Origin of the sequence: Actinoplanes sp. NPDC048967, assembly GCF_040649415.1 — a bacterium.
Taxonomy (GTDB): domain Bacteria; phylum Actinomycetota; class Actinomycetes; order Mycobacteriales; family Micromonosporaceae; genus Actinoplanes.
The window spans coordinates 829,697-854,584 of record NZ_JBEZFL010000003.1; the positions used below are offsets into that span (position 1 = coordinate 829,697).

Genomic DNA, 24,888 nt, shown 5'->3' on the forward strand with positions numbered 1-24,888 from the left:
GGCGTTCCGGCCACGGGTACGCCGCCGCGGTCAGCCGAACGCGGGCGCCGGCGCGGCCACGGGGTAGTCGTCGCGCAGCTCGCCCGGGGTGGTGGCCCGACCGAAGTGCCAGCCCTGGCCGAGGCCGGCACCGAGCTTCGCCAGCGCCGCGGCGTCCGCCTCGGTCTCGACCCCTTCGGCGACGACCTGGGCGCCGGTGGCCCGGGCCAGGTCGACCAGGGAGTGCACCACCACGGAGAGCACCGGGTCGTCGCCGAGCCCGGTGACGATGCTGCGGTCGAGCTTGATGACGTCGGGCGCGGTGACGACGATGTGCCGCAACGAGGAGAAGCCGGCGCCGACGTCGTCGATGGCCAGCCGCATGCCGCGGGCCCGCAACGGAGCCAGCACGGCCTTCAGGGCGTCGTAGTCCTCGATCGGTTCGTGCTCGGACAGCTCCAGCACGACCCGGTCGAGCGGCATCCGGGCCAGGAAGTCGGCGCAGTCATCGGTGAACAGCGTGGCCGGTGACACGTTCATCGCGACGTAACCGGCCACCCGGTCGAGGTGCTCCCCGGCCCGCCGCAGGGCCAGCACCTCGAGGCGTTCGCGTTCACCGATCAGGTCCGCGTCGGCGAAGCACAGGTCGGGCGCGAGGTTCCACTCCCGCGGGAACCGGCTCAGCGCCTCGGTGCCGACCCGCCGCCGGGTGACGAGGTCGACGATGGGCTGCAACAGCACGAGCGGGCCCCCACCGTCGATCACCGGCCGCAACCGGCTCTCGATCTCGGCGTTGCGCTTGCGCTCCCGCACCCCGGGCTCGATGATCACCGATGCGGCCCGCGACAGCACCTCCATCAACGCCTTGTCCCGCTTGCTGAGCTCCTTGTCGGCGGCGAACCCGGCGGCGCAGAAGGTGCCGTAGACGGTGCCGTCGCTGAGCACCATCGGCACCGACACGAAGCTGCGGATCCGCGGCATCCGGGCCGAGGGCAGCTTCATGGCGGCCGGGAAATCCTTGACATTGGGCATGACCGCGGGCAGCTTGCCATCCATGATCGCCTGACAGAACGTGGTCGCCTGCGGCTGGGTGTTGCCGTCCCGGAACACCCACGGCAGCGGCGACTCGACCACCTCCAGATGCTGGGTGGTGCCGTCCATCCGGGTCATGAAGGCAAGACTGAGCCCCAACGACTCCCGGGCGGTCCGCAACAGCTCCGCGACCTGCTGCTCAGCCTCGTTGCGTTTGTGCCGCACGATCGCCTCCTCGGTCGGGCCGGACTGCCCCTCTCATCGGTCGGCGAAGCCCCCAGCTGAGTCGCCGAGCCGTCGGCCCGCGGCGCGCAGCTCGGTCAGGTTCTGCTCGACCCAGCCCTCGGTCAGCGATTCGGTGCCCCGCATCGCCGGTTTCGCGTACAGGTGGAAGTGCAGGTAGTCGATCCGCATCAGCACGCCGAGCCAGGGCACCGCCGCCTCGTCCGCGGCCCGGAACGGGCGCACCGAGCGGTAGCCGGCCAGGAACGCGGGCCAGTGCGGCGTCCCCGCCACCGGGGCGAGATCCGCGGCCCGGAAGTCGTCGGCCGCCCGGTCCAGGTCGAAGAAAATGATCCGGTCGCCATCCTGGTGCACGTTGTCCAGGGTGACGTCGCCGTGGCAGATCCCGCGATCCAGCTCGGCCGCGCGTATCCGACGGCCGGCCTCGGCCGCCAGCGCGGCGATCAACGCCCGGTCGGCGGCGTCCGGCACCCGGGCCAGGACCTCGTCGACCAGCTCGCCCACGTCGACGGCCGGCGGACCGGGGAAGCCGGAGGCGGCTTGGTGGAACGCGGCCGTGGCGATACCGAAACGGTGGTAGAGCTCGTCGGTGCGCGGCTTCGACGGTTTGTCGCCGGGCACCCACTCCCAGAGCGTGAAAGCCCGCGAACCCTCGGCGGCGGTCAGGTCACCGGCTGGGCGGCCGTCGAGCAGCGGTACGCCCTGAGCGACGCCTGCCCCGACATGGGCTGCCAGTGCTACTTCCCAGGCGGCGGACGCGTGTCCGGCCCGGTAGAGCTTGAGCACCCGCGGGCCGGACGGCGTGTCCAGCCGGTAGACGTCGTTGACCAGGGAGCGCAGCAGGACACAGCGGGTGACCTCGAGGCCGTACTCCCGGGCGGCGATGCCGGCCAGCGCTGCGGGGTCGACTATCGAGCGCAGGGTGGGGACCATGCTGCGACCGTACGGTCGCCGCCCTCCCCCGGCGACCGGGTTACCCGGCGTCAGGCCTCAGGCGATCTGCCGGAGGTCGTTGCCGTAGTCGAAAATGATCCGCATCCGAGCCCCGAGCGCCCGGGCGTAACGGCTGAGTGTCGCCACCTCGTTCGCGTCCAGGTCACCGTTCTCGATCTGGCTGACCCGCCCGGGGGTCACCCCCATGAGGTCGGCGACCTCCCGCTGCGTAAGACCCAGCCGCTTGCGCTCCTCCGCCAGGTGAAAAGCGGAGATCCATGCTTCCGTCCGGGCCCGCTCAGTGACGAGGGCAGCATCGTCACCATCGTGCAGCTCGGCCCGCACGTCATCCCAGTCGTGAAAGTCCGTCATCACGCCTCCCTCCGCTTTCTCTCCGTCGCCAGCCACGCCTCGTAGGAGACCTCAGCCGCCGGAATCGCCACTTCGTACCATCGTGCCCACTCGCCCGCCTTGTTCCCGCCGACCAGGAGCACCGCCTGTGACCAGGGATCGAAAACGAACAAGATCCGGATGGCGACGTCCCGGCCCGAACGCGGCCGCAGTTCCTTGAGGTTGCCGAGGTGAGAGCCCTGCAAAGTGTCTACCAGCGGTCTGCCGAGAGCTGGACCGATCTCGGCCAGCATGTCGATAGCGACGTTCACCGACCGGTACGTCCCGGGATCAACTTGGCGTAGAGCCCGCAGCCAGTCACGGACTTCGCCGGTAGTACGGATCGCCCAGCGACGCGTCGAATCGGATGCCACTCCAAAACTATAGCTCGAACTAAACAACCGTATCTAGCCCGGCCGTGGCACCGGGCGCTTGATCGCTCCTCATGGCCAAGTTACGCGCCGCCTGAAGTGGCGCGGGCCGCGGCCGCGAGCCGGTCGGCGAGCGCGGCGACCAGCCCTCGCAGCTCGTCCGGGCGCTCGATCACAAACGGCCGGTCCAGCGACGCCAGCACCCCCGGAATCCAGTCGAGCCGCTCAGCTCGCAGCTCAGCCCGCACCCACCCCCCGCCCTCCGGGTCCGGGTCGAGCTCCGCCACTCCCGCGGGCAGCCGGCTCCGGATGTGCTCGACCGTCGCCTGGATCCGCAGGCTCACCCGATGCCGGTACGGCGCCCCCGCCAACCCGGACAGCACCCGCCGCACCGGATCCACCCCGGCGGGCGCCTCGAACGAGCCCGGCAACGTCCTGGCGTCAGCGATGCGGTCGAGCCGGAACGTCCGGTCGGCCCCGAGATCCGGGTCGACGCCGGTGACGTACCACCGCCCGGAGTGCGCGACCAGCCCGTACGGATGCACCGTCCGCGCACTTCGCCGCCCGTCGCCTCCGCTGTACGTGATCGCGACCGGCCGGCAGTGCCGCACCGCATCCGCGACCGTCAGCAGCACAGCGGTCTCCGGCAGGGCGAACTCGCCGGGCGCGGCCGTGAACGCGAGCGACTCCAGCACGGTGTCGAGCTTGCGGGCGAGCCGTTCCGGCAGCACGCGCCGGATCTTGGCCGCCGCCGTCTCGCTCGCCGTGCCCGTGGTCGTCGCCAGGCCCGTACGGCGACCGGCGATCAGCCCGAGCAGCACCGCCAGTGCTTCGTCGTCGCTGAGCATCAGGGGTGGCATGCGGAAACCGGAGGCGAGCCGGTAGCCACCGTGCCGGCCGCGCACCGATTCGACGGGCACGTCCAGGTCGATCAGGTGGGCCACGTACCGCCGTACGGTGCGCGGGTCGACGCCCAGCCGGTCGGCGAGTTCCGTCAGGGTTCGGATGCCGCCCGACTGGAGCAGTTCCAGCAGGGTGAGGACCTGGGCGGCGGGTCGGGCCATGGGCGGAAATCTAGCGCGAATACTGGGCCGTTTCTGTCCAGTATCGGTTCTAGGGTGCCCTCATGAACATCGTCTCGATCCGCATCATCACCGCTGACGCCGCGCGCCTGGTCGCCTTCTACGAGCAGGTCACAGGGGTGCAGGCGCACTGGTTCACCGAGGATTTCGCCGAGCTGACCACCGAGCGGGCCACCCTCGCGATCGGCAGCACCCGTACCGTCGATCTGTTCGCGCCCGGCGCGTCCCGGCCGGCCGACAACCGCACAGTGATCATCGAGTTCCTCGTCGACGACGTCGATCTTGTCTACCGCGGTATCGCCGGCCGGGTCGACGAGGTCGTCGCCGAGCCGACCACGATGCCCTGGGGCAACCGGTCCCTGCTGGTGCGCGACCCCGACGGCAACCTCGTCAACTTCTTCACCCCGGTGACCCCGGCCGCCATCGCGAAGTTCGCCGGCAGCCAGGGAGCCCGCAGCTAACGGCGGCGCCGCTGGCGGGCGGCCTCGTACAGCGCCACACTCGCCGCCGAGGCCGCGTTCAGGCTGCTGGCCGCGCCGGTGATCGGGATCCGGACCATCTGGTCGCAGGCCTCCCGCCAGCCGGCGCTCAGCCCGTGCGTCTCGTTGCCGACCGCCAGCACCGTCGGCCCGGTCAGGTCGTGCTCGGCGATCTCGACCGGGCCGCGCTCGTCGGTGCCGACCACCTGCACCGGCACGCCGTCCGCGCGCAGACCGCCGGCCCAGTCGAGGACCTCCCGGTGGCTCGGCACCCGCACCACCGGCAGCGCGAAGAGTGACCCGGTGCTGGCCCGGACCGCCTTCGGGTCGTACGGGTCCGCGGCGTGCCCGGTGACGACCACGCCGGTGGCGCCGAAAGCGTCCGCCGAGCGCACCAGGGTGCCGATGTTGCCCGGCGTGGTGGGCCGGTCGAAGACCACCACCAGCAGGTTCACGCCGGCCGTCAGGCGGGTCAGGTCGTCCGGCGGCAGGCCCACCACGGCCAGCAGTTCCGGCGCGTCCTCGTCCTTGCCGCCCAGCTCGCGCATCAGCTCGGCGGCGACCACGGCCCGCGGCGCACCGGCGGTCTCGATGACCTCGCGCCCCCACTTGGACAGGCCGGGACCGTCCGAGGAGAGCAGGGTACGGATCTCCCAGCCGTGTTCCACCGCCAGGGAGATCGGGCGCACGCCCTGGACCAGGAACTCACCGGCGCGCTGCCGCTTGTTCCGGTTGGTCAGCAGGGCCTCCCACTGCTGGAACGTCGCATTGCGCGTGCTGATCCGCATCGTCCTGGGCATGGCCTCCAGTCTGGTGCAGGCCGGCGCTCACATGTCCGGCGGGTAGCTGCTGTAGTCGGGGAAGTTGCCGTACAGGCGCTCGCCGGGCTCGCCGACGGTGACCGCGTGCACGAGCAGGTCGCCGCCGACGAACGCGCCCTTCCAGGAGGCGCCGCGGCCGCCGAAGCACTCGTCGCGGTCGCCCCGCGAACGCGGCCGGTTGATGCCCACCTTGAAGGCCTGCACGTCCTGGGCGAGCTTGGCCGCCAGCTCCTCGTCGTCCACGGCGAGGCTCGCCACCAGCGCGCCGTTGCTGGCGTTCATCGCCGACAGCAGTTCGTCCTCGGTGTCCACCACGATGATCGTGTCGACAGGACCGAACGGTTCGGCGTGCATGAGCCGGGAGCGTCCGGGCGGGGCCAGCAACGCGGCCGGCGCCACGTACGCGCTGGTGTCCTGCCCGTCCAGGAACCGGCCCGCCGAGCTCGCGCCCCGGTGCAGGGGCACCGCCCCGCCGCGGATCGCCTCGTCGACCTTGCGGCGCAGCTCGCCGGCCTTGGCCGCGCTGATCAGCGGCCCGAAGTCCAGCTCGGGCAGCGGATCGCCGGGCGTCTCGACGGCGAGCGGATGCCCGAAGCGGACCGCCTTGACCACCGGCAGGTAGACGTCCAGGAACGCGTCGACAAGCTCCCGCTGCACCACGAACCGCGGGTACGCCGTGCAGCGCTGCTTGCCGTACTCGAAGCCTTTGCGCAGGTGCCCGGCCAGCCGGTCCCACTGGGAGAACTCCCAGATCCCCCACGCGTTGAGGCCCTCCTGCTCGATGAAGTGCCGCTTGTCGGAGTCGAGCAGGGCGGCCGCCACCTTGCCGCCGTTGGAGCGGCCGCCGACGAACGCGACCGCGCCGATCTCCGGCGCCCGGACCAGCACCTCGGAGAGCTCCTCGCCGCTGCCGGAGAGCAGCGTCACGGGCAGCCCGGCCCGTACCATCAGCGCGTGGGCCAGCGTCAGGCACACGGCGCCGCCCTGCGAGGGCGTCTTGGCGATGACCGCGTTGCCGGCCAGCAGCTGCACCAGCTCGGCGTGCACGAGCACGCTCATCGGGTAGTTCCAGGAGGCGATGTTGCTGACCGGTCCGGGCAGCGGTTCCCGGCCGGCGACCTGCCGGTCGATCTGCTCGGCGTACCAGCGCACGCCGTCCAGGGCCCGGTCGACGTCGGCGCAGGCCAGCCGCCACGGTTTGCCGATCTCCCAGGCCAGGGTCAAGGCCAGCAGGTCGCGGTGCCGGGCCAGGGCCTCGACGGCGGCCGCGACGCGGTCCCGGCGTTCGGCGAGCGGCGTCGCCGACCAGCTCCGGTGGGCCGCGGTCGCGGCCCGCACGGCCTCGGCCGCGGTGCCGGCATCGACTTTGGCCAGGTGCGTGAGCAGGGTGCCGTCCACCGGGGTACGGAGCTCAGCCGGTGTGCCGATGTCGCGCCACTTGCCGGCGTAGAGATTGCGCAACCGGTCGGCCGTGAGCGCTTCGGGCGCGGCGGCCGCGACCCGGGCGAGGACGTCGGACCAGGCTGTTCCAGGGGCGAGGGTCAGGCTCATGCCTCACTGTGCGAAGCGGGCAGCCCTGATCGCCACCGCCAGACGACGTCGTGGGTGGATCCTTTTACCCTCGGCGTAAGTTTTCTCGTTCTTCACCAGCTCCGGACGGAAAGAACGAGGCGATATCCGTCCGGGCCCTCCACAGTCACTCCTCACTGGTCCCAGTAGTCGCCCTGGGACACCCGGGTGCCACCGTTCGCCTCGTACGGCGGCGAGATCACGACACGGCCGGGCCAGGCGTACGGAAACCAGCGGATCGATCATCCGACCACCCTGCACCCTGAACCCGGATTGAGCACAAGAGGCAGACTGGCGGACATGGCCAAGCTGCTCTACTCCGTCACCATGTCGCTGGACGGCTTCATCGCCGGGCCGGGCGGGGACATGTCGTGGCTGACCCCGTACCTCGGGCCCAATCCGTATGTGGACGAGCTGATCGGTGACATCGGGTCGCTGCTGGTCGGCAACCGCACGTTCCGCGGCGACGACCCCTACAAGGACACGCCCAGCGAGGGTGAGGCGTTCGGTGGGGGCTGGTCCGGGCCGCAGATCGTGCTGACCCACCACGTGCCCGAGGCCGACTGGCCGGGCATCACGTTCGTGAGCGACTTCGCCGAGGCGGTCCGGCAGGCGAAGGAGGCGGCCGGCGACAAGTACGTGAACGTGCTCGGCGCGGACGTCGCCCGGCAGTGCCTGACGGCGGGCGTGCTGGACGAGGTGCTGACCTGTGTCGCGCCCGTGCTGCTCGGCGACGGGGTGCGGCTGTTCGAGCAGCCGGGTGGCCGTACCGTCGGACTGGAGCGCATCCACCTCTCGGGCGTGCCGCTCGCGTCCCTGTTGCGGTTCCGCGTCCTGCCCGCCGGCTGAGCGGCGGGCAGGACGCGACGCTCAGATCTGGTCGTTCTTGAGGAGATCGCCCTCGTCGATCGCCGCCGGGTCGGGCAGCGCGTTCTCCCGCAGGTGGCGGTTGTGCCGCGGCTCCTGCTTGGTCTTCGCGTCGTTGAGCTTGCGGCGCAGGTCGTCGCGCACGTCGTTGAGCGCGGCGTGCAGGTCCTCCTCGGAGGAGGTGGTGACGACTTTCTGCCGGCCCGCGATCCAGCACTCCAGGGTCACCTTCTGCCCCGGGGCCTCGCGGTCCTTGACCGACACCTCCAGCTCGGTGGTGTCGGCGTGGAAACCGGCGAGGCGGGCGTCGAGCGTGCCGAACTGCTCGGCGATCCAGTTCCGGTCACCCTGCGAGAAGCCGGCGCCCACGCGCAGGCACTCGTCAACGGTGGCGGGATTCGCGACGTGGCTCATCGCCGCACCTCCTGCCGCCGGGCGGACACGGACCGGGAGGTGCACAGTCGTACGGTCACCATCTTCGCTGACCCTTCGGCTCGGGGATGTTCCTGATCTTCCTGTACCCCGCCGGAAGGGCCCCGGAAACGGACGAGGCGCTCGAATCACCTGGGCGCGTCAGCGCTGCGGCGGCGTACGGCGGATCGAGTGCACCTTGGCCGACACGGGTTCCTCTCCCGTCGCCACGCGCATGCCGTTGAGGTAGCCGTCGGTTTCCCGCTGCTCGCCGTACTCCTCGGTCAGCTCCGCGATGCGCTCCTCGAGCACGTGCAGCTCCCGCTCGCGGTCGGCGGCGAGCTGCGCCCGCAGCTCGGCGAGGACCTCGTCGAACTGCCGCCCGTCGGTCACCGGGCCGTCGCGCAGCTGCTCGATCCGGCGCAGGATCTGGTCGCGGGAGAACGCCACCACGACCGCCAGCCAGGCCAGCACGAACAACCCGGTGATCACCGGAAAGACCGCGAGTGACGTCAACGGGGGCGGCGGGGGCATGCCGCCGGGTGGGGGCGGCGGCGGATGCCCGGGCGGCATTCCGACGATCACCGTGAGGATGAGCGCGCCGGTGGCGGCCACCGCGGCGATCAGGGAGCCGAGCAGCAGTCTGCTCAGCTGGAGATGCAGTCCGCCCACGGTGGACCCATGATCGGCGCGGGCCCGCTCAGTCATGGTCCGAGATTACGGACATCCGTGCCCGGGCGCGACACCCGGCAAGCTGATCGTGACGGTCACGCCGACCGGCGCCGGCGCAGTACCTTCCGGTACGGGTCCAGCATCCGGTCGAGCACCGCCTCCAGCGCCTTACGGTCGGCCTCCGGGATGGGCGAGTCCGGGGCGAGGATGCGGCCCAGCTCGTGCACGATCGGCGGGGTGACCGGCGGCGCCGGCACCGGCCCGCCGACCCGGTCCGGGTAGGCGGCCACCACGATCTCGTTGATGCCGCGGCCCAGCACGGGCGCGATCCGCTCGATGGACCTGATGGTGGGCCGCTGCTCACCGCTGAGCCAGCGCAGCACGACGGACGGATCGGTGCCGGCCGCCCGGGCGAAGTGCGTCGGCGTCGGGAACCGCGCAGCCTGGATCGCTTCCTTGAGGTAGCCGCCGAAGCCGGCCTCCGGCGTGGAAGGCGTCACGGGCCAAGAATAGGCCCACTCCGATCGAATCCGGCCCACCTCGGCCGGGCAATTGGTTGAAGACGCAGGCACTGCTACCGTCATTGGTTAGATAACCAACGGCTCGGGCGTGGAGCGGAAGGTCGTGGCGGGATGACGCAAACAATGATCCTGATGGGCGTGCTGGCGATCTGCGCCGTCTCGGGCGTCCTGCTGACCTACCGGCCGGGCTGGACCCGCGGCCCGGACGAGCCCACCGGCAGCTACACCCCGCCGCCACCGCCGGCCCCCAGCCTGCCCCCGACCGCGGCGGCACCTGCGCCGACCCCGGCTCCGGCCCCGGCCGTCGCACCGAGCAAGCCCTCGCAGCCGGTGCTCTCCACCGTGCCTGCTCCGACGGTGACCACACCGTCCCCGGTCCGGCGCACCCGCAACAACGGCTTCACCCGCTTCGCCCCGGCCCCGGCCGCCCGCACCCGCGCCGGCCGCGCCTGACCCTGGCGAGCGCTTCCTCCGACCCCGTACGGAGGCACGCATCACACCTGGCTGCCCGCCGGAAGTGTCACGCCTTCGGGTGACGACTCGTCCTGATGACGAGACCGGTGGCGACGCGCGTGAGGTTCGGCAGATCACACCTCAGCGGAACCCCTTTCGGGCAGTAGCCGCCGGTCCACGGCGTTCTACCGGGTGAAAGGGTGGAATTGAAGATGTCAGGAACAACGCAGAGGCACCGGGTCGTCATCGTCGGAGCGGGGTTCGGCGGGCTGTTCGCCGCCAAGGCGCTGCGGCACGCCGATGTGGACGTGACGCTGATCAACGGCACGACGTACCACCTGTTCCAACCGCTGCTCTACCAGGTCGCCACCGGGATTCTCTCCGAGGGTGAGGTGGCGCCGCCGATCCGCGAGATCCTGCGCAAGCAGCGCAACGTCGACGTCCGGCTCGGCTGGGTCCGGGACGTGGACGTCGAGGCGAAGACCGTCGACGTGGCCGGCCCGGGTGTCTCCTACACCGTCGGCTACGACACGCTGATCTTCGCGGCCGGCTCCTCCCAGTCGTACTTCGGCAACGACGGTTTCGCCGAGGACGCGCCCGGCATGAAGAGTGTGGACGACGCCCTGGAGCTGCGGGCCCGGATCTTCCACGCGTTCGAGATCGCCGACCTGCAGACCGATCCGGCCGACATCGAGCGCTGGATGACCTTCGTGATCGTCGGCGCCGGCCCGACCGGCACCGAGATGGCCGGTCAGATCGCCGAACTGGCCCACCGCACCCTGCCGGGTCAGTACCGGCACATCGACCCGCACCGGGCCCGGGTCGTGCTGGTCGACGCGGTCGGCGCGGTGCTCAGCACCTTCGGTGACCGGCTGTCCACCCGCGCGCTGCGCGAGCTGCACCAGCTCGGCGTCGAGGTGGAGCTGAACACCAAGGTCGTCGGCGTCGACCCGACGGGCATCGAGGTCGAGACCGTACGCGGCCACGAGCGCATCCCCGCGATGACCAAGGTCTGGGCCGCCGGCGTCTCGGCCCCGCCGCTGGCCCGCCGGCTGGCCGAGGTCACCGGCGCCGGGACCGACCGCGCCGGACGCGTCCACGTCGAGCCGGACGGCACCGTACCGGGCCACCCGGAGATCTTCGTCGTGGGTGACCTGATGGCGCTGCCGGGTGACGACGGCAAGCAGCTGCCCGGGGTGGCCCAGGTGGCGATCCAGAGCGGACGGCACGCGGCCGGTCAGATCAAGCGCCGCCTCGCGGGCCGGCCGAGCGGGCAGCCGTTCCACTACTTCGACAAGGGCAGCCTCGCGGTGATCTCCCGCTTCTCGGCGGTGGCGAGCATCGGCGGCCTGCGCCTGTCGGGCTTCCCGGCCTGGCTGATCTGGCTGGTGGTGCACCTGTTCTACCTGGTCGGTTTCAAGAACCGGGTGTCCGCGGTGCTGCACTGGGCGGTCAGCTTCCTGGGCCGCGGTCGCTCGGAACGGGTGACCACGCTGCAACAGGTCCACGCCCGCAGCGCGATGCGCCGGTACGGCGATCCCTTCGCGGCCGCCCCGGACGACTACGCCGGCTCCCGCACCCCGGTCGCCGCGGGCACGCCCCGGACGAGCAGGTAGCCGATCATCCAGAACTCGCCGACGGAGGCGGGCAGCGCGAGCACGTCAGCGACGCCGCCCGCCGCCGGCACGAGGTAGGCGACGAACGCGCTGAGCACGTAACCGAGGCCACCGCCGAGGAGGATCCAACCCAACGCCCGCGGCATCGAGCCGGAACGCAGCACGCACCAGCCCATCGGAATGAGCCACAGTCCGAAGAACAACCCACCCACGGTCCACAGGTGACCGCTGACGAGATACATGAGCTGCACGCCCGCCGCGGCGTCGCCGACCGGGTTCCGGGCGACGTCGGCCACGGTCGCGAGCAGGGCCGAGCTGGTCAGGATCGCCCGGCCGCGGCCGGCGGCACCATGGACGTCGAAGCGACCGAGGCGGACCTGCCCGCGATGGCCGAGGCCCTCCCCCAACCTGTCGGCGATGATGGCGGCCGAGGCGCACGACGCCGCCGACCCGACGCTGGGCTGGTGCGACAGCCAGGTGGAGTTCGCGTTCACGATCGATCTGCTGCTCGACGGCATCGAGCGCACCGACAGTTAGGGGCGGCGGCGTGCGGGTGGCGATGGTCAGTGCGGCAGCCCGGGCCGGCCGGGTGAACGAGGACTTCGCCGGTGCCGTACCGATGGCGGCAGTGGTGGTCGACGGCGCCGGGATTCCCGGGGCCGGATCGGTCTGCCGGCACGGCGTCGCCTGGTATGCCACCCGGCTGGGCGGCAGCCTCCTCAGCCTGCTCGCCCTGATGCCGGACAACGATCTCCCGGCGCTGCTCGCCGAGGCGATCGTGCGGGTCACCGACGATCACCGGGACACCTGCGACGTCGCCAGCCGAATCAGTCCGTCGGCTACCGTGGCCGTCCTGCGGGTGTCTGCCGGCCGCGCCGACCACCTCGTGCTCGGTGACTCGACTGTGGTGCTCGACCGGACGGCCGGTGCGCCGCTGGTGGTCAATGATCCCCGCGAGGTGGTCGTCAGCCGGTCGTATCTGCCCGCGCTGGCGGCGGCCGGCCAGGGCACCGCCGAGTACCAGCGGCTCCTGGACGAACTGCGCGGCCACCGCAACGAGCCGGGCGGCTTCTGGGTGGCCAAGGACGATCCGCGGGCGGCGTACGAGGCACTCACCGGCAGCCGCCCGGTCACCGAGCTGGACAGTGCCGTCCTGCTCAGCAATGGCGCCGGCCGGATCGTCGACAAGTTCGGGCCGGCCGGGTGGCCGGAGGTCCTGGCCACGCTGGCGGCGCGCGGACCCGCCGCCGTCATCGATCGGGTCCGGGCGGCGGAAGCCGACCGCGGGGTGTCCCCCGACGACGCGACGATCGCGCACTGCACCGAGCTGAGCGGACCGGTCAGGTCGCCGGGACCAACTCGGTGAGCAGCTTCTCGATCCTCGTCCTGATCTCGTCGCGGATCGGGCGCACCGACTCGACGCCCCGGCCGGCCGGGTCCTCGAGCTTCCAGTCCTCGTAGCGCTTACCCGGGAAGATCGGACAGGCGTCGCCGCAGCCCATGGTGATGATGACGTCGCTGCTCTCGGCGGTCTCCCATTCGAGCTTCTTCGGCGTCTGGTCGGTGATGTCGATGCCGACCTCGGCCATCGCCTCGACGGCGGCCGGGTTGATCGTCCGGCCGGGCGCGGAGCCGGCCGAACGGACCTCGACCCGGTCGCCGGCCAGGTGGCGCAGCCAGCCGGCGGCCATCTGGGAACGGCCGGCGTTGTGCACGCAGACGAACAGGACGCTGAGCTTGCTCATCGGACGGACTCCTCGGAGGTGTCGGGGACGACCACGGCGCCGGCGGCCGCGCCGGCGCCGGGATACAGGGCGAGCAGCAGACCGGTCCCGGCCACGGCCCCGATGAGCTGGGCGAGGACGAAGCCCGGCACCGAAGCGGGCGCGATCCCGGCGAAGGTGTCGGTGAACGCCCGGCCGATCGTCACGGCCGGGTTGGCGAAGCTGGTGCTGCTGGTGAACCAGTACGCGGCGCCGATGTACGCGCCCACCGCGGCCGGAGCCACCGCCGCCCGCCCGGACCGGGCCAGCGCGAAGATCAGCAGGATCAGCCCGGCCGTGGCCACGGCCTCACCGAGCCACAGGTGCCCGGCGGCACGCTCCTTGCTGGACAGGTCGATCGCCGCCAGGTCGAACATCAGGTTGGCCAGCACCGAGCCGGCGATCGCTCCCGCGGTCTGGGCCAGGGCATACCCGCCCAGGTGGGCGGCGGTCAGGCCGGTTCCGGTACGGCGCCCGAGGAACCAGTCGGCCGCCGAGACCACCGGGTTGAAGTGGGCCCCCGAGACCGGCCCGAACGTCAGGATCAGCGCGGCCAGGGCGAACGCGGTGGCGACCGAGTTCTCCAGCAGTTGCAGGCCGGCGTCGTCCGGCGACAGCGTGGTCGCCATGACGCCCGAGCCGACGACGGCCGTCACGAGCAACGCGGTGCCGACAAGCTCGGCCAGCAGCCGTCGCCAGGTCGCGGTGCCGGTCATGCCGCGAGCCGTTCGATGCGGCCGGCCAGGTCGGTGTAGGCGTCCTCGAAGGCCGCGTCGGTGTCGGCGCGTACCGGATCGGGGACGGACCAGTGCAGCTGGGGCCGTACCGTCGCAGTCAGGTCCTCATGAGCGCGGTCGCAGACCGCGATGATCAGATCGTCGTCGGTCACGACGTCGCTGACGTGCGCGGTCGCGGCCGGGTCGAGCCGCAGCCCGTGCCGGCGGGCGACCCGCACCGCGCGGGGGTGCACCCGCTCGGCCGGATGGGTGCCGGCCGACGCGGCCGGCCGGTGGGTGCGGTCCGCCCACAGGGCGGCGGCCAGCTGCGAACGCGCCGAGTTGTGGGTGCACACGAACACGACCCGGGCGGTGTCAGGCAGGCGAGGCGGCGTCAGCCGGGCGAGAGTGCCGGGCCGCAGGCGCAGGTACGTGCGGCGCCGGTCGGCCTCGGACCGGGTGCGTTCCAGCAGGCCGGCCCCGGCCAGCACCTTGACGTGGTGGGCGACGAGGTTGCTGGGCATCCCCAGGTCCCGGGCGATCTCGCCGGGTGAGGCGTCACCGAGGCTGAGCGCGTCCGCGATGGCCAGCCGGGCCGGGTCACCGAGCGCGGCGTGGATCCGCGCCCGCTCCCGCAGGGAATTCCGCTCAGTGTCCATTGACTCAATACTTACTGAGATTGTTCGGCACCGCAAGAGCCGTGGCTCCGAGCGGGCGCCGGAGCGGGGTTGCTGAGCTGCGGCCGGGTCGGGCAGGCTGACGGTTCTGTCATCTTCGGGGGTGTTGCGGTGGCCGCGTCGTCGGCTCGTACCAGAAGCAGTCGTGGTCTTCTGCTCTTCCTGTGGTTCGTCGCGCCGCTGGTGGAGCTGGGTGGGGTGCTGTTGTTCTGCGCGGCGGCGCCTGACCTCGCGCAGGACACCGCGTTCGGCAGCCCGGCCACCGAGATCCTCGCGGTGATCGTGCTGGCGGTGACCGTGGTCGGCACGATCCTGGTGTGGCGCGGGGTTTCCGGCGCTCTCCGGTGGATCACCGCGACCGCGCTGTTCATCGCGGCGGCGCTGACCGTGGCCCTCGGCGTCAGCTTCGCGACCGCCGGCATCCTGGCGTTGTTCACCCTGCTGATGGCCCACTCCGCGCTGTTCATCGCACTGATCGGGCGGGCCGCACTGCGTTCCCCGGCCGGGAACGGACGGTGACGGCCGTGGACGGCGACATGCTCGCCCGGCTCCAGCAACTGCAGGCCAAGGTGACCCGGTTCGGCGAGCTCGCGACCCAGCTCGCCCAGGCCGTCCCGCAGCAGGCCGAGGGCTGCGACGCGTCCGGCTGGGTCCGGGTCGTGCTCGGCGGCGACGGCCTGCCCACGGCGATCAGCGTGCGCGACGGCTGGGACCGCCGCATCGAGGCCGCCGGGCTGGGCGCGGCCGTCATGGACGCCAATGCCGACGCGATCCGGCAGGGCATGAAGGCCTTCTCCGACCAGCTCGACGACAACCGCTGGTGGACCAGGCGCGCCCACGCCGAGGAGGACGGCCCGGATCCGGCGGCCGCCCCGGTCGCCCGGCCGCCGGCCGGCACCGAACGCGATCCCGGCGAGCTCACCGAGGACGTGCTCAAGGCCCTGCACTCGGTGCAGCAGCCGGCGGAGACCGCGCCGGGCGCGGTCGAGGGCACGGACCCGCAGCGGTACGTGACAGTGGCGCTCGGTCCCGGCGGCCTCGCCCGTTGCACCATCGACCCCGACTGGGCCGCCCGGCGCGACAGCAACGCCATCACAGCCGCACTCACCCAGGCGCTGCGCGCCGCCCGGCAAGCCGTCCCGGCTCCCACCGCGCCGAGTGCCGACCTGGACGGGCTGCTCGGCGACGCGCTGGCGACCCTGCGCGCGATCACCGAACGACGCCCGGCTGGAGGAAACAACTCATGAGTGATCTGCCCACCCCGGACGAGGTGACGGTCGCCACCAACGTGCTGCGCCAGGAGGCGGGCATCTGGGACGACCAGAGCGCCAAGCTCAACAAGATCAGCACCGACGTCGCCGCCCGGGAGTTCGGCCGGCTGGAGGCGGGGCTGTTCCAGATCATGGTCGGCCCGTACAACGAGATCATCGACGCGGTGGCGGCGCGGACCCGCGAGGGCGCCACCGCGATGACGGAGATCGGGCGCACCCTGCGCTCGGTCGCCGACACCTACGACGCCGAGGACAAGGCGAGCGAGCACCGCATCCGCAACATCTACTGACCACGGGGACCCTGCGATGACTTTCAGCACTGCTCAGTTCGAGGCGACGCTGGCCGAGATCGAGTCCGGCATGGCGACCTTCTCGGCCAACCTCGGCAAGATCCCGCCGGCGGCGCAGCGGGCCACCGACCATTGGTACATCACCGACGCCGTGGCCGAGGGCATCACCTGGCTGGCCACCAAGACGGTGGAGATCGGCCAGGACATCCTGAACTGGTTCATCGACCTGCTCAAGGGCGCGGTGGCCCCGATCTACATGGCCATCGACGGCTTCAAGTGGCTGGAGATCCGCGGCGAGGCCAACCTCGTGGCGGCGAACCTGACGGACCAGAACCTGGCCATCGACAACTCGGAGTGGTCCGGCGACGCGCGGGAGGCGTACGGCACGGCGGTCGGCGCGCAGGCCGCGGCGGCCTCCCGGATCGGCTCGATCGCGACCAGCACCTCGGCCAACCTGCTGACGTGCGCGCTGGCCGGGGCAGCCTTCTACCTGACGCTGGCGGGCGTCCTGGCCAAGCTGATCGCGGCGACCATCACCATCATCGCCGCGTACGCCTCAGCAGCGTTCTCCTGGGCCGGCGCGGCCCTGATGCTGGAGGAAGCGGGCGTCAACACGGCCATCATCGGCACCGCCCTGGCGACGGTGACCGCGTTCGTGGGGGCACAGGTCACGGCGTTGGCTCTGCTGCACGGCGACGCGGTCGACCCGTCCAGCTTCCCGAACAAGGTGTGGCCGACGTCCAACTCGGCCCAGTACAGCGACGGCACGGTCAAGGACGACGACGCGGACTGGTCGCTCAAAAAGGACTAGAAGCCGAGCCCGTCCAGGATGCGGACGACGGTATCGGCTTTGTCGCTGTCGCGTTCGGTGGCGGCCGGCTCGTCCGCGCCCGCGATCAGGAGGATGACCTCGTCCACCTTGGCGACGACATCGGCGCGACCGGCGACGACGGCGGCGGTTCTGAGGTCCCGGGCCAGCACCAGCAGGGCGGCCGGGTCGGTGGTATCGCGTTGTCGGTCCACGTCCCGAGCGTAAGAGCCACCCGCCACCACCGGAGGACTTGTGCCCCTTCCCCATCGCGCTGCCGTCGGACACGACGGGCCTGCGCGAGGTGCCGGCGGGCCGCCGGGGCCGGGCCGGACGCCGGGGTCGGTGAGCCGCGGACGATCCGCTTCTGGAGTGCTGTGCCCGGCACGGCATCGTTCACCTACCGGTTCAACGACGGCCCGGCAACGACCGTCGACGCGGACGCCGACGGCTACGGGACCACGACCGTCACGGCGAGACTGAGCAGGTGGTCGCCGCCGACGAGAGCGGCAACGCGACCTTCCGGAGCTAGGCGGCGGCCTCACCGAGGTCGGCCATGTCGATGCCGGCCTCGCCGAGGATCCGCTGGACCGCCGCGATGCTCAGCCAGTCGAGAATGTTGTCCTCGTGCACGACCCGGTACCACTGGGTCCGCCCGCGCTTGACGATCTCGACGCGCCACGCGCCGTCCGCCGTCTGCATCGCGTACTGGACCTTGGGCTCCATCCGATCGACGCTACGTCCTGTCGATCAAGGCCGCTACCAGGTCAAACAAACTACGTCGGCGTAATTCACCGCTCCGGAGCGAACCAGCTCGGCATCCCGCGGCGCCGTCCTACGGTGGGGCCATGGAGCAGTTCGAGGACGCCTGGAACTCCCTGGGCGAAGGCGAGCGGTCCCTGCTGCTTGATGCCCGCGACAGCCGGTCGGTGCCACCGGCGGTCGCGGACATCCTGGTCCGGGTGGCGCTGTCCGTCGAGCCCCAGCCCGGCCTGTTCCCGGCGCCGGTGCACTGGCCGATCGGCTTCCGCGACTTCCTCGACGACAAAGCCGCGCTGATCGACCTGCCGGACGACCCGGAGTGCGAGTGACGCCGGTCAGCCCTTCACCGCCCCCGCGGTGAGGCCCTCGGTCAGGAAGCGCTGCCCGAACGCGTACATGATCACCACGGGGATGCTGACCAGCAGCGACGCCGCGGCGAGCTGTCCCTGCGGTACGACGTCCCCGGCGATCATCGACTGCATCCCCACCGGGAGGGTCTTGTACTCGTCCTTGGTGATGAACACGAAGGCGAACAGGAACTCGTTCCAGGCGTTGGTCAGGGTGAACAGCGCGACCGCCAGCAGTCCCGGCTTGGCCAGCGGCAGCACCACCCGGCCGAACGCCTGCAGGCGGGTGCAGCCGTCGACCAGCGCGGCTTCCTCCAGTTCCACCGGGATCGACGAGAAGTAGCCCACCAGCAGCCACGTCGCGAACGGGAGCGTGAACGTCGGGTACGTCACCACCAGCGACCACAACGAGTCGGTGAGCCGCACGCCGATGAGCATCTGGTACAGGGGGATGAACAGCAGCGCGCCCGGCATCACGTACGTGAGCAGCACCGTGACGGTGAAGCCCTGCGCCCCGCGGAAGCGCAGCCGGGCCAGCGCGTAGCCCGCCAGGGCGGCGCAGATCAGGGCGACCGTGGTGGAGGCCGCGGACACCAGCAGGGTGTTCAGATACCAGCGGCCGAACGGCTGGTTGGTGAACAAAGCACCGAACTGGTCCAGGGTCCACGGCGTCGGCCACAGGTCGTTGTCGCGCATGACGACCTGGCCCTCAGACTTGAACGCCGTGACGGCGATCCAGTACAGCGGGGCCAGCACGAAGGCCAGCAGTCCGGCCAGCGCCACACCGGACCCCAGCCGCGACACGACCGACGATGACCGGCGGCCGCCCCGCGACTGCAGACCAGTGACCACCCGGCCGACCGCCGCGGCGATCAGCAGGAACACCGCGAGGACCACCACGGCCTTCCAGAAGATCTGCGGGGACGCCCAGGCCAGCAGGCCGGTGACCACCGCGGCGACGACCCACGGCAGCGCCTTGCGGGCCGTGCCGGCCCACTGGGCCGCCTGGAGCCGCCGGCGCGACGGGGTGCCGGTGTCCTGGCGCAGCAGCCGGACCAGCACGAACACCAGCGCGCCGATGATCGGCAGCATGACCAGCGTGACCGCCGCTCCCGCGCCGTACTGCAACTGCAGGATGGCTTTCGAGTACGCGACGAGCACGTACGGTGCTGTCACGTCACCTGGGCCGCCCTGGGTCAGCAGCCAGATGAGGTCGAAGTTGTTGAAGGTCCAGATCGACGACAGGGTCACCGTCACGGTGATCACGTGCCGCAGCCCGGGCAGGGTCACGTTGGCGAACCGCTGCCACGTCGAGGCGCCGTCGATGGTCGCCGCCTCGTACAGCTCGGCCGGGATCGACTTCAGACCCGCGAGGAAACAGACCGTGAAGAACGGTACGCCCTTCCAGACGTTGACCAGGATCACCGACGGCATGGCCAGCGACGGGTCGGACAGCCATCCCGCCGGCCAGCTGTCGACCAGGTGCAGGTCCACCAGCAGCGGCCCGATCCCCGAGGCGGTCAGCAGGTTGTTGACGCTGCCGAAGATCGGGTCGAGCAGCGCCCGCCAGCTGAACGCCGTCACCACCGTCGGCACCACCCAGGGCACGAGCAGCAGCCCGGCGATCACCGCCCGTCCCCGGCGGCGCTGGTGCAGCAGCAGGGCCGCGGCCAGGCCCAGCACCACCTTGAAGATCTCGGCGTACGCGGTGAAGACGAACGAGTTCACCACGCCCGTGTGGAACTGCTGATCGCTGACCAGGGCCAGGTAGTTGTCCAGGCCGACGAAGACGCTCTCCTGCCCGTGCCGTTCCGTGGTGCTCGTGATGATCGACCGGGCGATCGGCACGAGCACGAGACCGCCGACGAGCAGGGCCGTGGGCGCCAGGAACAGCACCGCCAGCCGCCAGTCACGACCCAGTCGCCGCTGGGTCTTCGTCAGGGAGCCGGGCCCCGGCGGCGGGGATGCCCGCTTCGCCGGGGCCGGCGCGGAACGGACCGAGCTCACTGTGGCAGCCCCTGCTGGGTGAAGATCTGCACCATCTTGGCGTGGGCGGCTTTCACGGCCTGCGCGGGCGCCGTTCCCTGCACGACCTGCTGCATCATGTCGGTCAGGACGTACGCGCCACCGACGGCCTGTTGGCCCGCGCTGGCCTTCTGCGGGAAGGTCAGCCCGTTCTTGGTCTTCAGGGGCAGCGACAGCTCGGTGATCTTGCGGAGCATGGGGAACGCCGGGTCGCCGCTGGTGAAGAACGGGTCGGCGTCCCAGACCTTCTGCCAGGCGGGCATGACCAGGCCGGGCGCCTCCTTGGCCACCCCGGCGAGCGCGGGCGCGCTGACCAGGTACTGCGCCAGGAGCTTGGCGAGCCCGGGGTTCTTGGCGCCCTTGAAGACGACGAAGCCCTGGGACTGGCCGAGCAGCAGCGGCGTGTCGGTCGCCGGCCCGGTGCAGTCGGAGAAGACGTACGTGTTCTCGTGGACCGGGTTCTTCTTGGTCCGGGAGTCGGCGTAGACGCTGAACTGGTTGCGGGTGTAGCCGAGGATCCCGGCCAGCCAGTTCTCGTTGTTGCTGGTGTCGGTCCAGCTGGCCACGCCCGGCGGCAGCATCGGCTTGAACTTGGGATTGGTGTAGATGTCACCCAGGAACGTCACCGCCTGCACCGTCTCCGGGGTGTCGAAGGTGACCTTCTTGCCGTCGTTGGTGGCGATCGCCCCGCCGTACGAGTTGATCAGTGCCTCGATCATGCCGTTGGCGTCGCCGGACCGGTTGACGGTCATGCCCCAGCCGTACCGGCGCTTGCTCGGATCGGAGATCGCCAGGCACAGGTCCCGCAGTTCCTCCCAGCTGTAGCCCTCCTTGGGGGTGATGCCCTTGTCCTGCATCCAGTCCTTGCGCAGGAACGACCCGATCCCGATGAAGTGGTACGGGATCGCGAACCACTTGCCGTCGAAGACGCAGAAGTTCTTGGCCTCGGCGCAGGGCTCGCCGTACTTGGCCGTCAGCGCCTTGACGACGTCCGTCACGTCCTCCAGGTCGCCCAGCGCCTGGAACTGCGCGACGAACCGCGAGTCGGTCATGAACGCCAGGTCGCGCGCCACCCCGCCCTTGACCTCGGCGTCGATCTTGGCCACCACGTCACCGGCGTCCGCCTGGACCAGGCTGTTCTCGATCTTCGTGCCGGTGGCCGACGCGAACTTGGCGATCGAGCTGTCGAGCGCCTCGTTCGCCGCCGTCGAGTACAGCTTCTGCGACAGCACCCCCATCGAGGAGCCCTTCATCGTCGCCGCGGCGTCGATCAGCTCCTGCGGAACCTCCGGCTGCACCTTGGTGGGTGAATCGGAGGTGTCCCCGCACGCCGCCAGACCGGCTGCGCCGAGCACCCCCACCCCCATCCCCAGAAAGCCGCGCCGGGACCAGGCCGGTTTGTCCATGGACATTCGCCTCCTCCGTCTCCTCGCACCGCCGCCGCCGAAGGGCGTGGCTCTAGCTGTGTCTTGATGCCGGTGGCCGAAGGACCTCGCGTGCGGCGAGCAGCGACCGGGTCGAGGCGGCGCCGGTGATGCAGATCGATAGAGTCACGGGCCACCGCCGTTCGAGATTTCGAACTCAGTTCGAGATATCGTGTCGAGTGGACGCGACGCTAGAGGACCACCGCGAGAGGTGTCAATGTTTCAATGCGATTTCCGACCGGAACGGGCAAGCCGGTCAGTAAGAGCGGGCCCGGTAGCCCATCCGGGTGGACAGCGTGGCCGCGCCCTCGCGCACCAGCTCGGTCCACTCCACCTGCGTCTGCGGGGTCCAGCGGATGATCGGCGCGGAGATGCTCATCCCGGCGATGACGGCACCGGAGTGGTCGCGGATGGCCGCGCCGACGCACCGCATGGCACTGTCGGACTCGCCGATGTCGACCCCGATGCCCTCGGACCGTACCCGTTCGAGATGGGCCCGCAGCCGGTCCGGGTCGGTGATGCTGTCCGGCGTCATGCCGGACAGGGCGCCCTTGGCCAGCACCGCGTCCAGGGCGGCCGGGTCGAGGGCGGCCAGCAGGATCTTGCCGACCGCCGTGCAGTGCGCCGGCAACCGCCGCCCGACCGCGGAGACCATCCGGACCGGGTGGGTGCTGTCGACCTTGACGAGGTAGATGACGTCGGGGCCGTCGAGCACGGCCACGTGGACGGCCTCGTTGCAGGCGGCACCCACGTCCCGCGCGACGCTCTGCGCCTCACGGACCAGGTCGAGCCGGCCGGCGAACGCCGCGCCCAGCTGGAACAGGGGCATGCCGAGCCGGTACTGGACCGGCTGGCCGGGTACGGAGATCAGGTACGAGCGGGCCTCGAGCGTGACGAGCAGCTCGTGAACCGTGGTGCGGGGCAGGTCGAGCCGCTCCATCACCTCGCGCGCCGACAGCTGGGGGCGGTCCAGGAACAGTTCGAGGACGTCGAGAGCGCGGATGACCGCCGGTACCACACGGGGCATGTCGATAGTCCCTTCGAAATGCCGGACCGGCACCTGCAGAGGGTAACCGCACATTTTTCCCGCACTACTACACACCGAGGATAGCCAATGCCGATTTCCCTTCACCACCTGCGCGACGGCGACACCTCGCGCTGGGCGGTGTGCCAGGACGGCGGGTGGGGCGAGCTCGACGGTACGCTCGCCGGCCTGCTCGCCGTACCGCTCGACCAGGCCCGCGCTGTGGTCGAGGCCGCCGCCCGCGACACCCGCGGCGACATGCCCGGGCAGAAGGTGCTGCCACCCGTCGACGAGCAGGAGGTGTGGGCGGCCGGGGTCACGTACCTGCGCAGCCGCGACGGCCGCAAGGAGGAGTCCGGGCATGGCTCCCTCTACGACCAGGTCTACGACAGCGACCGCCCCGAGCTCTTCCTGAAGTCCAGCCCGTGGCGGGTCGTCGGCGACGGCGACGCCGTCGGGATCCGCGCCGACTCCGGCTGGGACGTCCCCGAGGCCGAGGTCGGCCTGGTGCTCAACGCGGCGGGCGAGGTGTTCGGCTACACCCTGGGCAACGACATGAGCAGCCGGTCGATCGAGGGCGAGAACCCGCTCTACCTGCCGCAGGCGAAGATCTACGACCGCTGCTGCGCGGTCGGCCCGGCGATCGTGCCGAGCTGGGCGGTCGGCCCGGGCCCGTTCCAGATCGGGCTGCGGGTGCTGCGGGACGGCCGGGAGGCCTACACCGGTACGACGACGACGGCGGAGATGGCCCGCGGCTTCGAGGACCTGGCCGGCTGGCTGTTCCGGGCGCTGAGCTTCCCGGCCGGTGTGGTGCTGCTGACCGGCACCGGGGTGGTGCCGGACGCCGACTTCACCACGCATCCCGGGGACACGATCCAGATAACGTCGGCAGAACTCGGCACACTGACCAACTCCGTCGTCGCGGTCGGCGGGGCCACCAACGGGAAGGGACAAGCATGACCACGATCGAGAGCCTCTCCCCGCAAGCGCCGTCGGACGTTGTTGTGCGCGTACCCGACACAGCGCCGGACAGGGTGGCCGCAGCGGCCGGCGTAGCCCGGGAAGCGGCCCCCGGTTGGGCGCGCCAGCCGGCGCACGCCCGGGCAGCCGCACTGCACGCCTGCGCCGAGGCGGTCCTGGCCGCGACCGCCGAACTGACCGACCTGGTGGTGCGCGAGGTCGGCAAGCCCCGCGCCGAGGCGGGCGCCGAGATCGGCCGGGGCGTGGCGATCCTGCGCTACTTCGCCCAGCAGACCCTGCACCCCGAGGGCGAGGTGTATCCCCCGGCCGACGGCGTGTCCCTGCTGCACACCCGCCGCCGCCCGCACGGCGTCGTCGGCCTGATCACCCCCTGGAACTTCCCGGTGGCGATCCCCCTCTGGAAGGCGGCGCCGGCCCTGGCCTTCGGCAACACCGTGCTCCTCAAGCCCGCCCCGCAATCCTCCGCGGTGGCGCTGCGCCTGGCCGAACTGTTCGCCGGAACCCTCCCGAACGGCGTGCTGACGGTCCTGACCGGCCTCGGCGGCACGGGCGAGGCGATCGTCGACACGACGGATGCCGTCTCGTTCACCGGGTCGGTGGCGGCCGGGCAGGCGGTGGCCCGGCGGGCGGTCACCCGCGGCATCCCGGTCCAATGCGAGATGGGCGGCCAGAACGCCGCCATCGTCCTACCGGACGCAGACCAGGAAGCGGCAGCAAAGGCCATCGCGGCGGCGGCGATGGGGTACGCCGGACAGAAATGTACGGCGACCAGCCGGGTGATCGTGGTCGGCGACCCGGCCCCGTTCGCCGAGCGACTGGCCGCAGCGGTCGAGGCGCTACCCGTGGGCGACCCGGCCGACCCGTCCACGGTGGTGGGCCCACTGATCGAATCCCGGCCCCGCGAGGCGATCCGGTCAGCGGTGCAGCGAGCCGGCGCAGGGGGTGCCAAGGTGCTGACGGGCGCCCGGCAGCCTGACGGTGACGGCTGGTTCCAGGCGCCGACCGTGCTGGCAGGTGTGCCGGCCGGCGACGACCTGCTGACCGAGGAGTACTTCGGGCCGGTGTGCGTGGTGCTGCCGGCGGAATCAGCGGAGGCAGCGGCCCAAACGGCCAATGACGTACGGCACGGGCTGGTGGCGGCCGTGTACACCCAGAGTCTGGGGGCGGCGCTGACGCTGACGGACCGGCTGGATGTTGGAATGGTGAAGGTCAACGCGCCCACGACGGGGGTCGACTTCCACGCGCCGTTCGGCGGGGAGAAGGAGTCGAGCTACGGGCCACGCGAGCAGGGGACAGCGGCCCGCGACTTCTACACGCGCACGGTGACCGTCACGCTCACCCCGTAGGTCACCGGCCCGCCT

The 24,888-nt window shown here is 71.3% G+C and carries 31 protein-coding genes and 1 pseudogene; 12 read left to right on the forward strand and 20 right to left on the reverse strand.

Going from position 1 to position 24,888, the window contains the following annotated elements; translation table 11 throughout:
- Positions 1 to 30 precede the first annotated feature (30 nt).
- The 5 genes from AB0C12_RS16440 to AB0C12_RS16460 form a co-directional block, all read right to left on the reverse strand.
- On the reverse strand, positions 31 to 1,236 hold the full coding sequence (locus AB0C12_RS16440; RefSeq protein WP_360548564.1) for an EAL domain-containing protein: 1,206 nt from the start codon (positions 1,234 to 1,236) through the stop codon (positions 31 to 33).
- A gap of 33 nt (positions 1,237 to 1,269) precedes the next feature.
- The gene (locus AB0C12_RS16445) at positions 1,270 to 2,187 is read right to left on the reverse strand and encodes a phosphotransferase (protein ID WP_360548566.1); all 918 of its coding nucleotides are present in this window, start codon (positions 2,185 to 2,187) and stop codon (positions 1,270 to 1,272) included.
- 57 nt (positions 2,188 to 2,244) lie between these two features.
- Positions 2,245 to 2,559 (reverse strand): helix-turn-helix transcriptional regulator, encoded by a 315-nt coding sequence (locus AB0C12_RS16450; RefSeq protein WP_360548568.1) that lies wholly within the window; start codon positions 2,557 to 2,559, stop codon positions 2,245 to 2,247.
- Complete coding sequence (locus tag AB0C12_RS16455; RefSeq protein WP_360548570.1) at positions 2,559 to 2,951, reverse strand: type II toxin-antitoxin system RelE/ParE family toxin; 393 nt, start codon at positions 2,949 to 2,951, stop codon at positions 2,559 to 2,561. The genes AB0C12_RS16450 and AB0C12_RS16455 overlap by 1 nt, the downstream gene beginning before the upstream one ends.
- A gap of 80 nt (positions 2,952 to 3,031) precedes the next feature.
- Positions 3,032 to 4,012, reverse strand: a complete 981-nt coding sequence (locus AB0C12_RS16460; protein ID WP_360548572.1) for a YafY family protein — start codon at positions 4,010 to 4,012, stop codon at positions 3,032 to 3,034.
- 62 nt (positions 4,013 to 4,074) lie between these two features.
- Here AB0C12_RS16460 and AB0C12_RS16465 point away from each other — a divergent pair, with 62 nt between their 5' ends.
- Complete coding sequence (locus AB0C12_RS16465) at positions 4,075 to 4,491, forward strand: VOC family protein (protein ID WP_360548574.1); 417 nt, start codon at positions 4,075 to 4,077, stop codon at positions 4,489 to 4,491.
- Here AB0C12_RS16465 and AB0C12_RS16470 read toward each other — a convergent pair.
- From AB0C12_RS16470 to AB0C12_RS16480, 3 genes and pseudogenes are all read right to left on the reverse strand, one after another.
- Positions 4,488 to 5,309, reverse strand: coding sequence for a TrmH family RNA methyltransferase (locus tag AB0C12_RS16470; RefSeq protein WP_360548576.1), 822 nt, complete (start codon positions 5,307 to 5,309; stop codon positions 4,488 to 4,490). The genes AB0C12_RS16465 and AB0C12_RS16470 overlap by 4 nt on opposite strands.
- A gap of 27 nt (positions 5,310 to 5,336) precedes the next feature.
- Positions 5,337 to 6,881: an aldehyde dehydrogenase family protein gene (locus tag AB0C12_RS16475; protein ID WP_360548578.1), complete on the reverse strand. Its 1,545-nt coding sequence runs from the start codon at positions 6,879 to 6,881 to the stop codon at positions 5,337 to 5,339.
- A gap of 92 nt (positions 6,882 to 6,973) precedes the next feature.
- Positions 6,974 to 7,075 (reverse strand): annotated as a pseudogene (locus AB0C12_RS16480) (VOC family protein); the annotation flags it as partial.
- A gap of 124 nt (positions 7,076 to 7,199) precedes the next feature.
- Here AB0C12_RS16480 and AB0C12_RS16485 point away from each other — a divergent pair.
- A complete protein-coding gene (locus AB0C12_RS16485; protein WP_360548580.1) occupies positions 7,200 to 7,748 on the forward strand; it encodes a dihydrofolate reductase family protein in 549 nt (182 codons plus the stop codon).
- Between the two features lie 21 nt (positions 7,749 to 7,769).
- Here AB0C12_RS16485 and AB0C12_RS16490 read toward each other — a convergent pair whose 3' ends face one another.
- The 3 genes from AB0C12_RS16490 to AB0C12_RS16500 all read right to left on the reverse strand — a co-directional run bounded on the left by AB0C12_RS16490 (position 7,770) and on the right by AB0C12_RS16500 (position 9,349).
- On the reverse strand, positions 7,770 to 8,180 hold the full coding sequence (locus AB0C12_RS16490; protein ID WP_360548582.1) for an HPF/RaiA family ribosome-associated protein: 411 nt from the start codon (positions 8,178 to 8,180) through the stop codon (positions 7,770 to 7,772).
- A 159-nt stretch (positions 8,181 to 8,339) separates the two neighbouring features.
- Positions 8,340 to 8,885: a hypothetical protein gene (locus AB0C12_RS16495; protein ID WP_360548584.1), complete on the reverse strand. Its 546-nt coding sequence runs from the start codon at positions 8,883 to 8,885 to the stop codon at positions 8,340 to 8,342.
- A 59-nt stretch (positions 8,886 to 8,944) separates the two neighbouring features.
- Positions 8,945 to 9,349 carry a helix-turn-helix transcriptional regulator gene (locus AB0C12_RS16500; RefSeq protein WP_360548586.1) on the reverse strand — a complete coding sequence of 135 codons (405 nt, stop codon included), beginning with the start codon at positions 9,347 to 9,349 and terminating at the stop codon, positions 8,945 to 8,947.
- Between the two features lie 132 nt (positions 9,350 to 9,481).
- Between AB0C12_RS16500 and AB0C12_RS16505 the strand changes: the two genes are divergently transcribed.
- Together AB0C12_RS16505 and AB0C12_RS16510 are read left to right on the forward strand one after the other, a co-directional pair.
- Positions 9,482 to 9,823, forward strand: a complete 342-nt coding sequence (locus AB0C12_RS16505) for a hypothetical protein (protein WP_360548588.1) — start codon at positions 9,482 to 9,484, stop codon at positions 9,821 to 9,823.
- 212 nt (positions 9,824 to 10,035) lie between these two features.
- The gene (locus AB0C12_RS16510; RefSeq protein ID WP_360548589.1) at positions 10,036 to 11,439 is read left to right on the forward strand and encodes an NAD(P)/FAD-dependent oxidoreductase; all 1,404 of its coding nucleotides are present in this window, start codon (positions 10,036 to 10,038) and stop codon (positions 11,437 to 11,439) included.
- Here the strand turns inward: AB0C12_RS16510 and AB0C12_RS16515 are convergent.
- On the reverse strand, positions 11,385 to 11,846 hold the full coding sequence (locus AB0C12_RS16515) for a DUF4386 domain-containing protein (protein WP_360548591.1): 462 nt from the start codon (positions 11,844 to 11,846) through the stop codon (positions 11,385 to 11,387). The two genes, AB0C12_RS16510 and AB0C12_RS16515, sit on opposite strands and share 55 nt — an antisense overlap.
- A 140-nt stretch (positions 11,847 to 11,986) precedes the next feature.
- On the opposite strand from AB0C12_RS16515, the gene AB0C12_RS16520 reads away from it, so the two are divergent.
- A complete protein-coding gene (locus AB0C12_RS16520; protein ID WP_360548593.1) occupies positions 11,987 to 12,805 on the forward strand; it encodes a hypothetical protein in 819 nt (272 codons plus the stop codon).
- Here AB0C12_RS16520 and AB0C12_RS16525 read toward each other — a convergent pair.
- Genes AB0C12_RS16525 through AB0C12_RS16535 form a run of 3 tightly spaced genes read right to left on the reverse strand, consistent with a single transcriptional unit; the run spans position 12,780 to position 14,577 of the window.
- Positions 12,780 to 13,184 carry an arsenate reductase ArsC gene (locus AB0C12_RS16525; RefSeq protein WP_360548595.1) on the reverse strand — a complete coding sequence of 135 codons (405 nt, stop codon included), beginning with the start codon at positions 13,182 to 13,184 and terminating at the stop codon, positions 12,780 to 12,782. The two genes, AB0C12_RS16520 and AB0C12_RS16525, sit on opposite strands and share 26 nt — an antisense overlap.
- Positions 13,181 to 13,918, reverse strand: a complete 738-nt coding sequence (locus AB0C12_RS16530) for an MIP/aquaporin family protein (protein ID WP_360548597.1) — start codon at positions 13,916 to 13,918, stop codon at positions 13,181 to 13,183. Before AB0C12_RS16530 ends, AB0C12_RS16525 begins: the two co-directional genes overlap by 4 nt.
- On the reverse strand, positions 13,915 to 14,577 hold the full coding sequence (locus AB0C12_RS16535) for a helix-turn-helix domain-containing protein (protein WP_360548599.1): 663 nt from the start codon (positions 14,575 to 14,577) through the stop codon (positions 13,915 to 13,917). Before AB0C12_RS16535 ends, AB0C12_RS16530 begins: the two co-directional genes overlap by 4 nt.
- Before the next feature lie 129 nt (positions 14,578 to 14,706).
- Between AB0C12_RS16535 and AB0C12_RS16540 the strand changes: the two genes are divergently transcribed.
- From AB0C12_RS16540 to AB0C12_RS16555, 4 genes are read left to right on the forward strand one after another with little or no spacing between them, the layout of a single operon-like run.
- The gene (locus AB0C12_RS16540; RefSeq protein WP_360548601.1) at positions 14,707 to 15,114 is read left to right on the forward strand and encodes a hypothetical protein; all 408 of its coding nucleotides are present in this window, start codon (positions 14,707 to 14,709) and stop codon (positions 15,112 to 15,114) included.
- Positions 15,111 to 15,842 carry a hypothetical protein gene (locus tag AB0C12_RS16545; protein ID WP_360548603.1) on the forward strand — a complete coding sequence of 244 codons (732 nt, stop codon included), beginning with the start codon at positions 15,111 to 15,113 and terminating at the stop codon, positions 15,840 to 15,842. The genes AB0C12_RS16540 and AB0C12_RS16545 overlap by 4 nt, the downstream gene beginning before the upstream one ends.
- Positions 15,839 to 16,156, forward strand: coding sequence for a hypothetical protein (locus AB0C12_RS16550; protein WP_360548605.1), 318 nt, complete (start codon positions 15,839 to 15,841; stop codon positions 16,154 to 16,156). The genes AB0C12_RS16545 and AB0C12_RS16550 overlap by 4 nt, the downstream gene beginning before the upstream one ends.
- A gap of 16 nt (positions 16,157 to 16,172) precedes the next feature.
- On the forward strand, positions 16,173 to 16,967 hold the full coding sequence (locus AB0C12_RS16555) for a hypothetical protein (protein WP_360548607.1): 795 nt from the start codon (positions 16,173 to 16,175) through the stop codon (positions 16,965 to 16,967).
- Here the strand turns inward: AB0C12_RS16555 and AB0C12_RS16560 are convergent.
- A complete protein-coding gene (locus AB0C12_RS16560; protein WP_360548609.1) occupies positions 16,964 to 17,179 on the reverse strand; it encodes a hypothetical protein in 216 nt (71 codons plus the stop codon). The genes AB0C12_RS16555 and AB0C12_RS16560 overlap by 4 nt on opposite strands.
- A 313-nt stretch (positions 17,180 to 17,492) precedes the next feature.
- On the reverse strand, positions 17,493 to 17,690 hold the full coding sequence (locus AB0C12_RS16565; RefSeq protein WP_360548611.1) for a hypothetical protein: 198 nt from the start codon (positions 17,688 to 17,690) through the stop codon (positions 17,493 to 17,495).
- 122 nt (positions 17,691 to 17,812) lie between these two features.
- Here AB0C12_RS16565 and AB0C12_RS16570 point away from each other — a divergent pair, with 122 nt between their 5' ends.
- On the forward strand, positions 17,813 to 18,055 hold the full coding sequence (locus AB0C12_RS16570; RefSeq protein WP_360548613.1) for a hypothetical protein: 243 nt from the start codon (positions 17,813 to 17,815) through the stop codon (positions 18,053 to 18,055).
- Positions 18,056 to 18,061: 6 nt separating this feature from the next.
- On the opposite strand, the gene AB0C12_RS16575 is transcribed toward AB0C12_RS16570, so the two are convergent.
- From AB0C12_RS16575 to AB0C12_RS16585, 3 genes are all read right to left on the reverse strand, one after another.
- Complete coding sequence (locus AB0C12_RS16575) at positions 18,062 to 20,080, reverse strand: ABC transporter permease subunit (protein WP_360548615.1); 2,019 nt, start codon at positions 20,078 to 20,080, stop codon at positions 18,062 to 18,064.
- Positions 20,077 to 21,510, reverse strand: a complete 1,434-nt coding sequence (locus AB0C12_RS16580) for an extracellular solute-binding protein (RefSeq protein ID WP_360548617.1) — start codon at positions 21,508 to 21,510, stop codon at positions 20,077 to 20,079. Before AB0C12_RS16580 ends, AB0C12_RS16575 begins: the two co-directional genes overlap by 4 nt.
- A 268-nt stretch (positions 21,511 to 21,778) precedes the next feature.
- Entirely contained in the window at positions 21,779 to 22,549 is a 771-nt protein-coding gene (locus AB0C12_RS16585; RefSeq protein WP_360548619.1) for an IclR family transcriptional regulator, read from the reverse strand.
- An 87-nt stretch (positions 22,550 to 22,636) separates the two neighbouring features.
- On the opposite strand from AB0C12_RS16585, the gene AB0C12_RS16590 reads away from it, so the two are divergent.
- Entirely contained in the window at positions 22,637 to 23,506 is an 870-nt protein-coding gene (locus AB0C12_RS16590) for a fumarylacetoacetate hydrolase family protein (protein WP_360548621.1), read from the forward strand.
- On the forward strand, positions 23,503 to 24,873 hold the full coding sequence (locus tag AB0C12_RS16595) for an aldehyde dehydrogenase family protein (protein ID WP_360548623.1): 1,371 nt from the start codon (positions 23,503 to 23,505) through the stop codon (positions 24,871 to 24,873). The genes AB0C12_RS16590 and AB0C12_RS16595 overlap by 4 nt, the downstream gene beginning before the upstream one ends.
- Positions 24,874 to 24,888 lie beyond the last annotated feature (15 nt).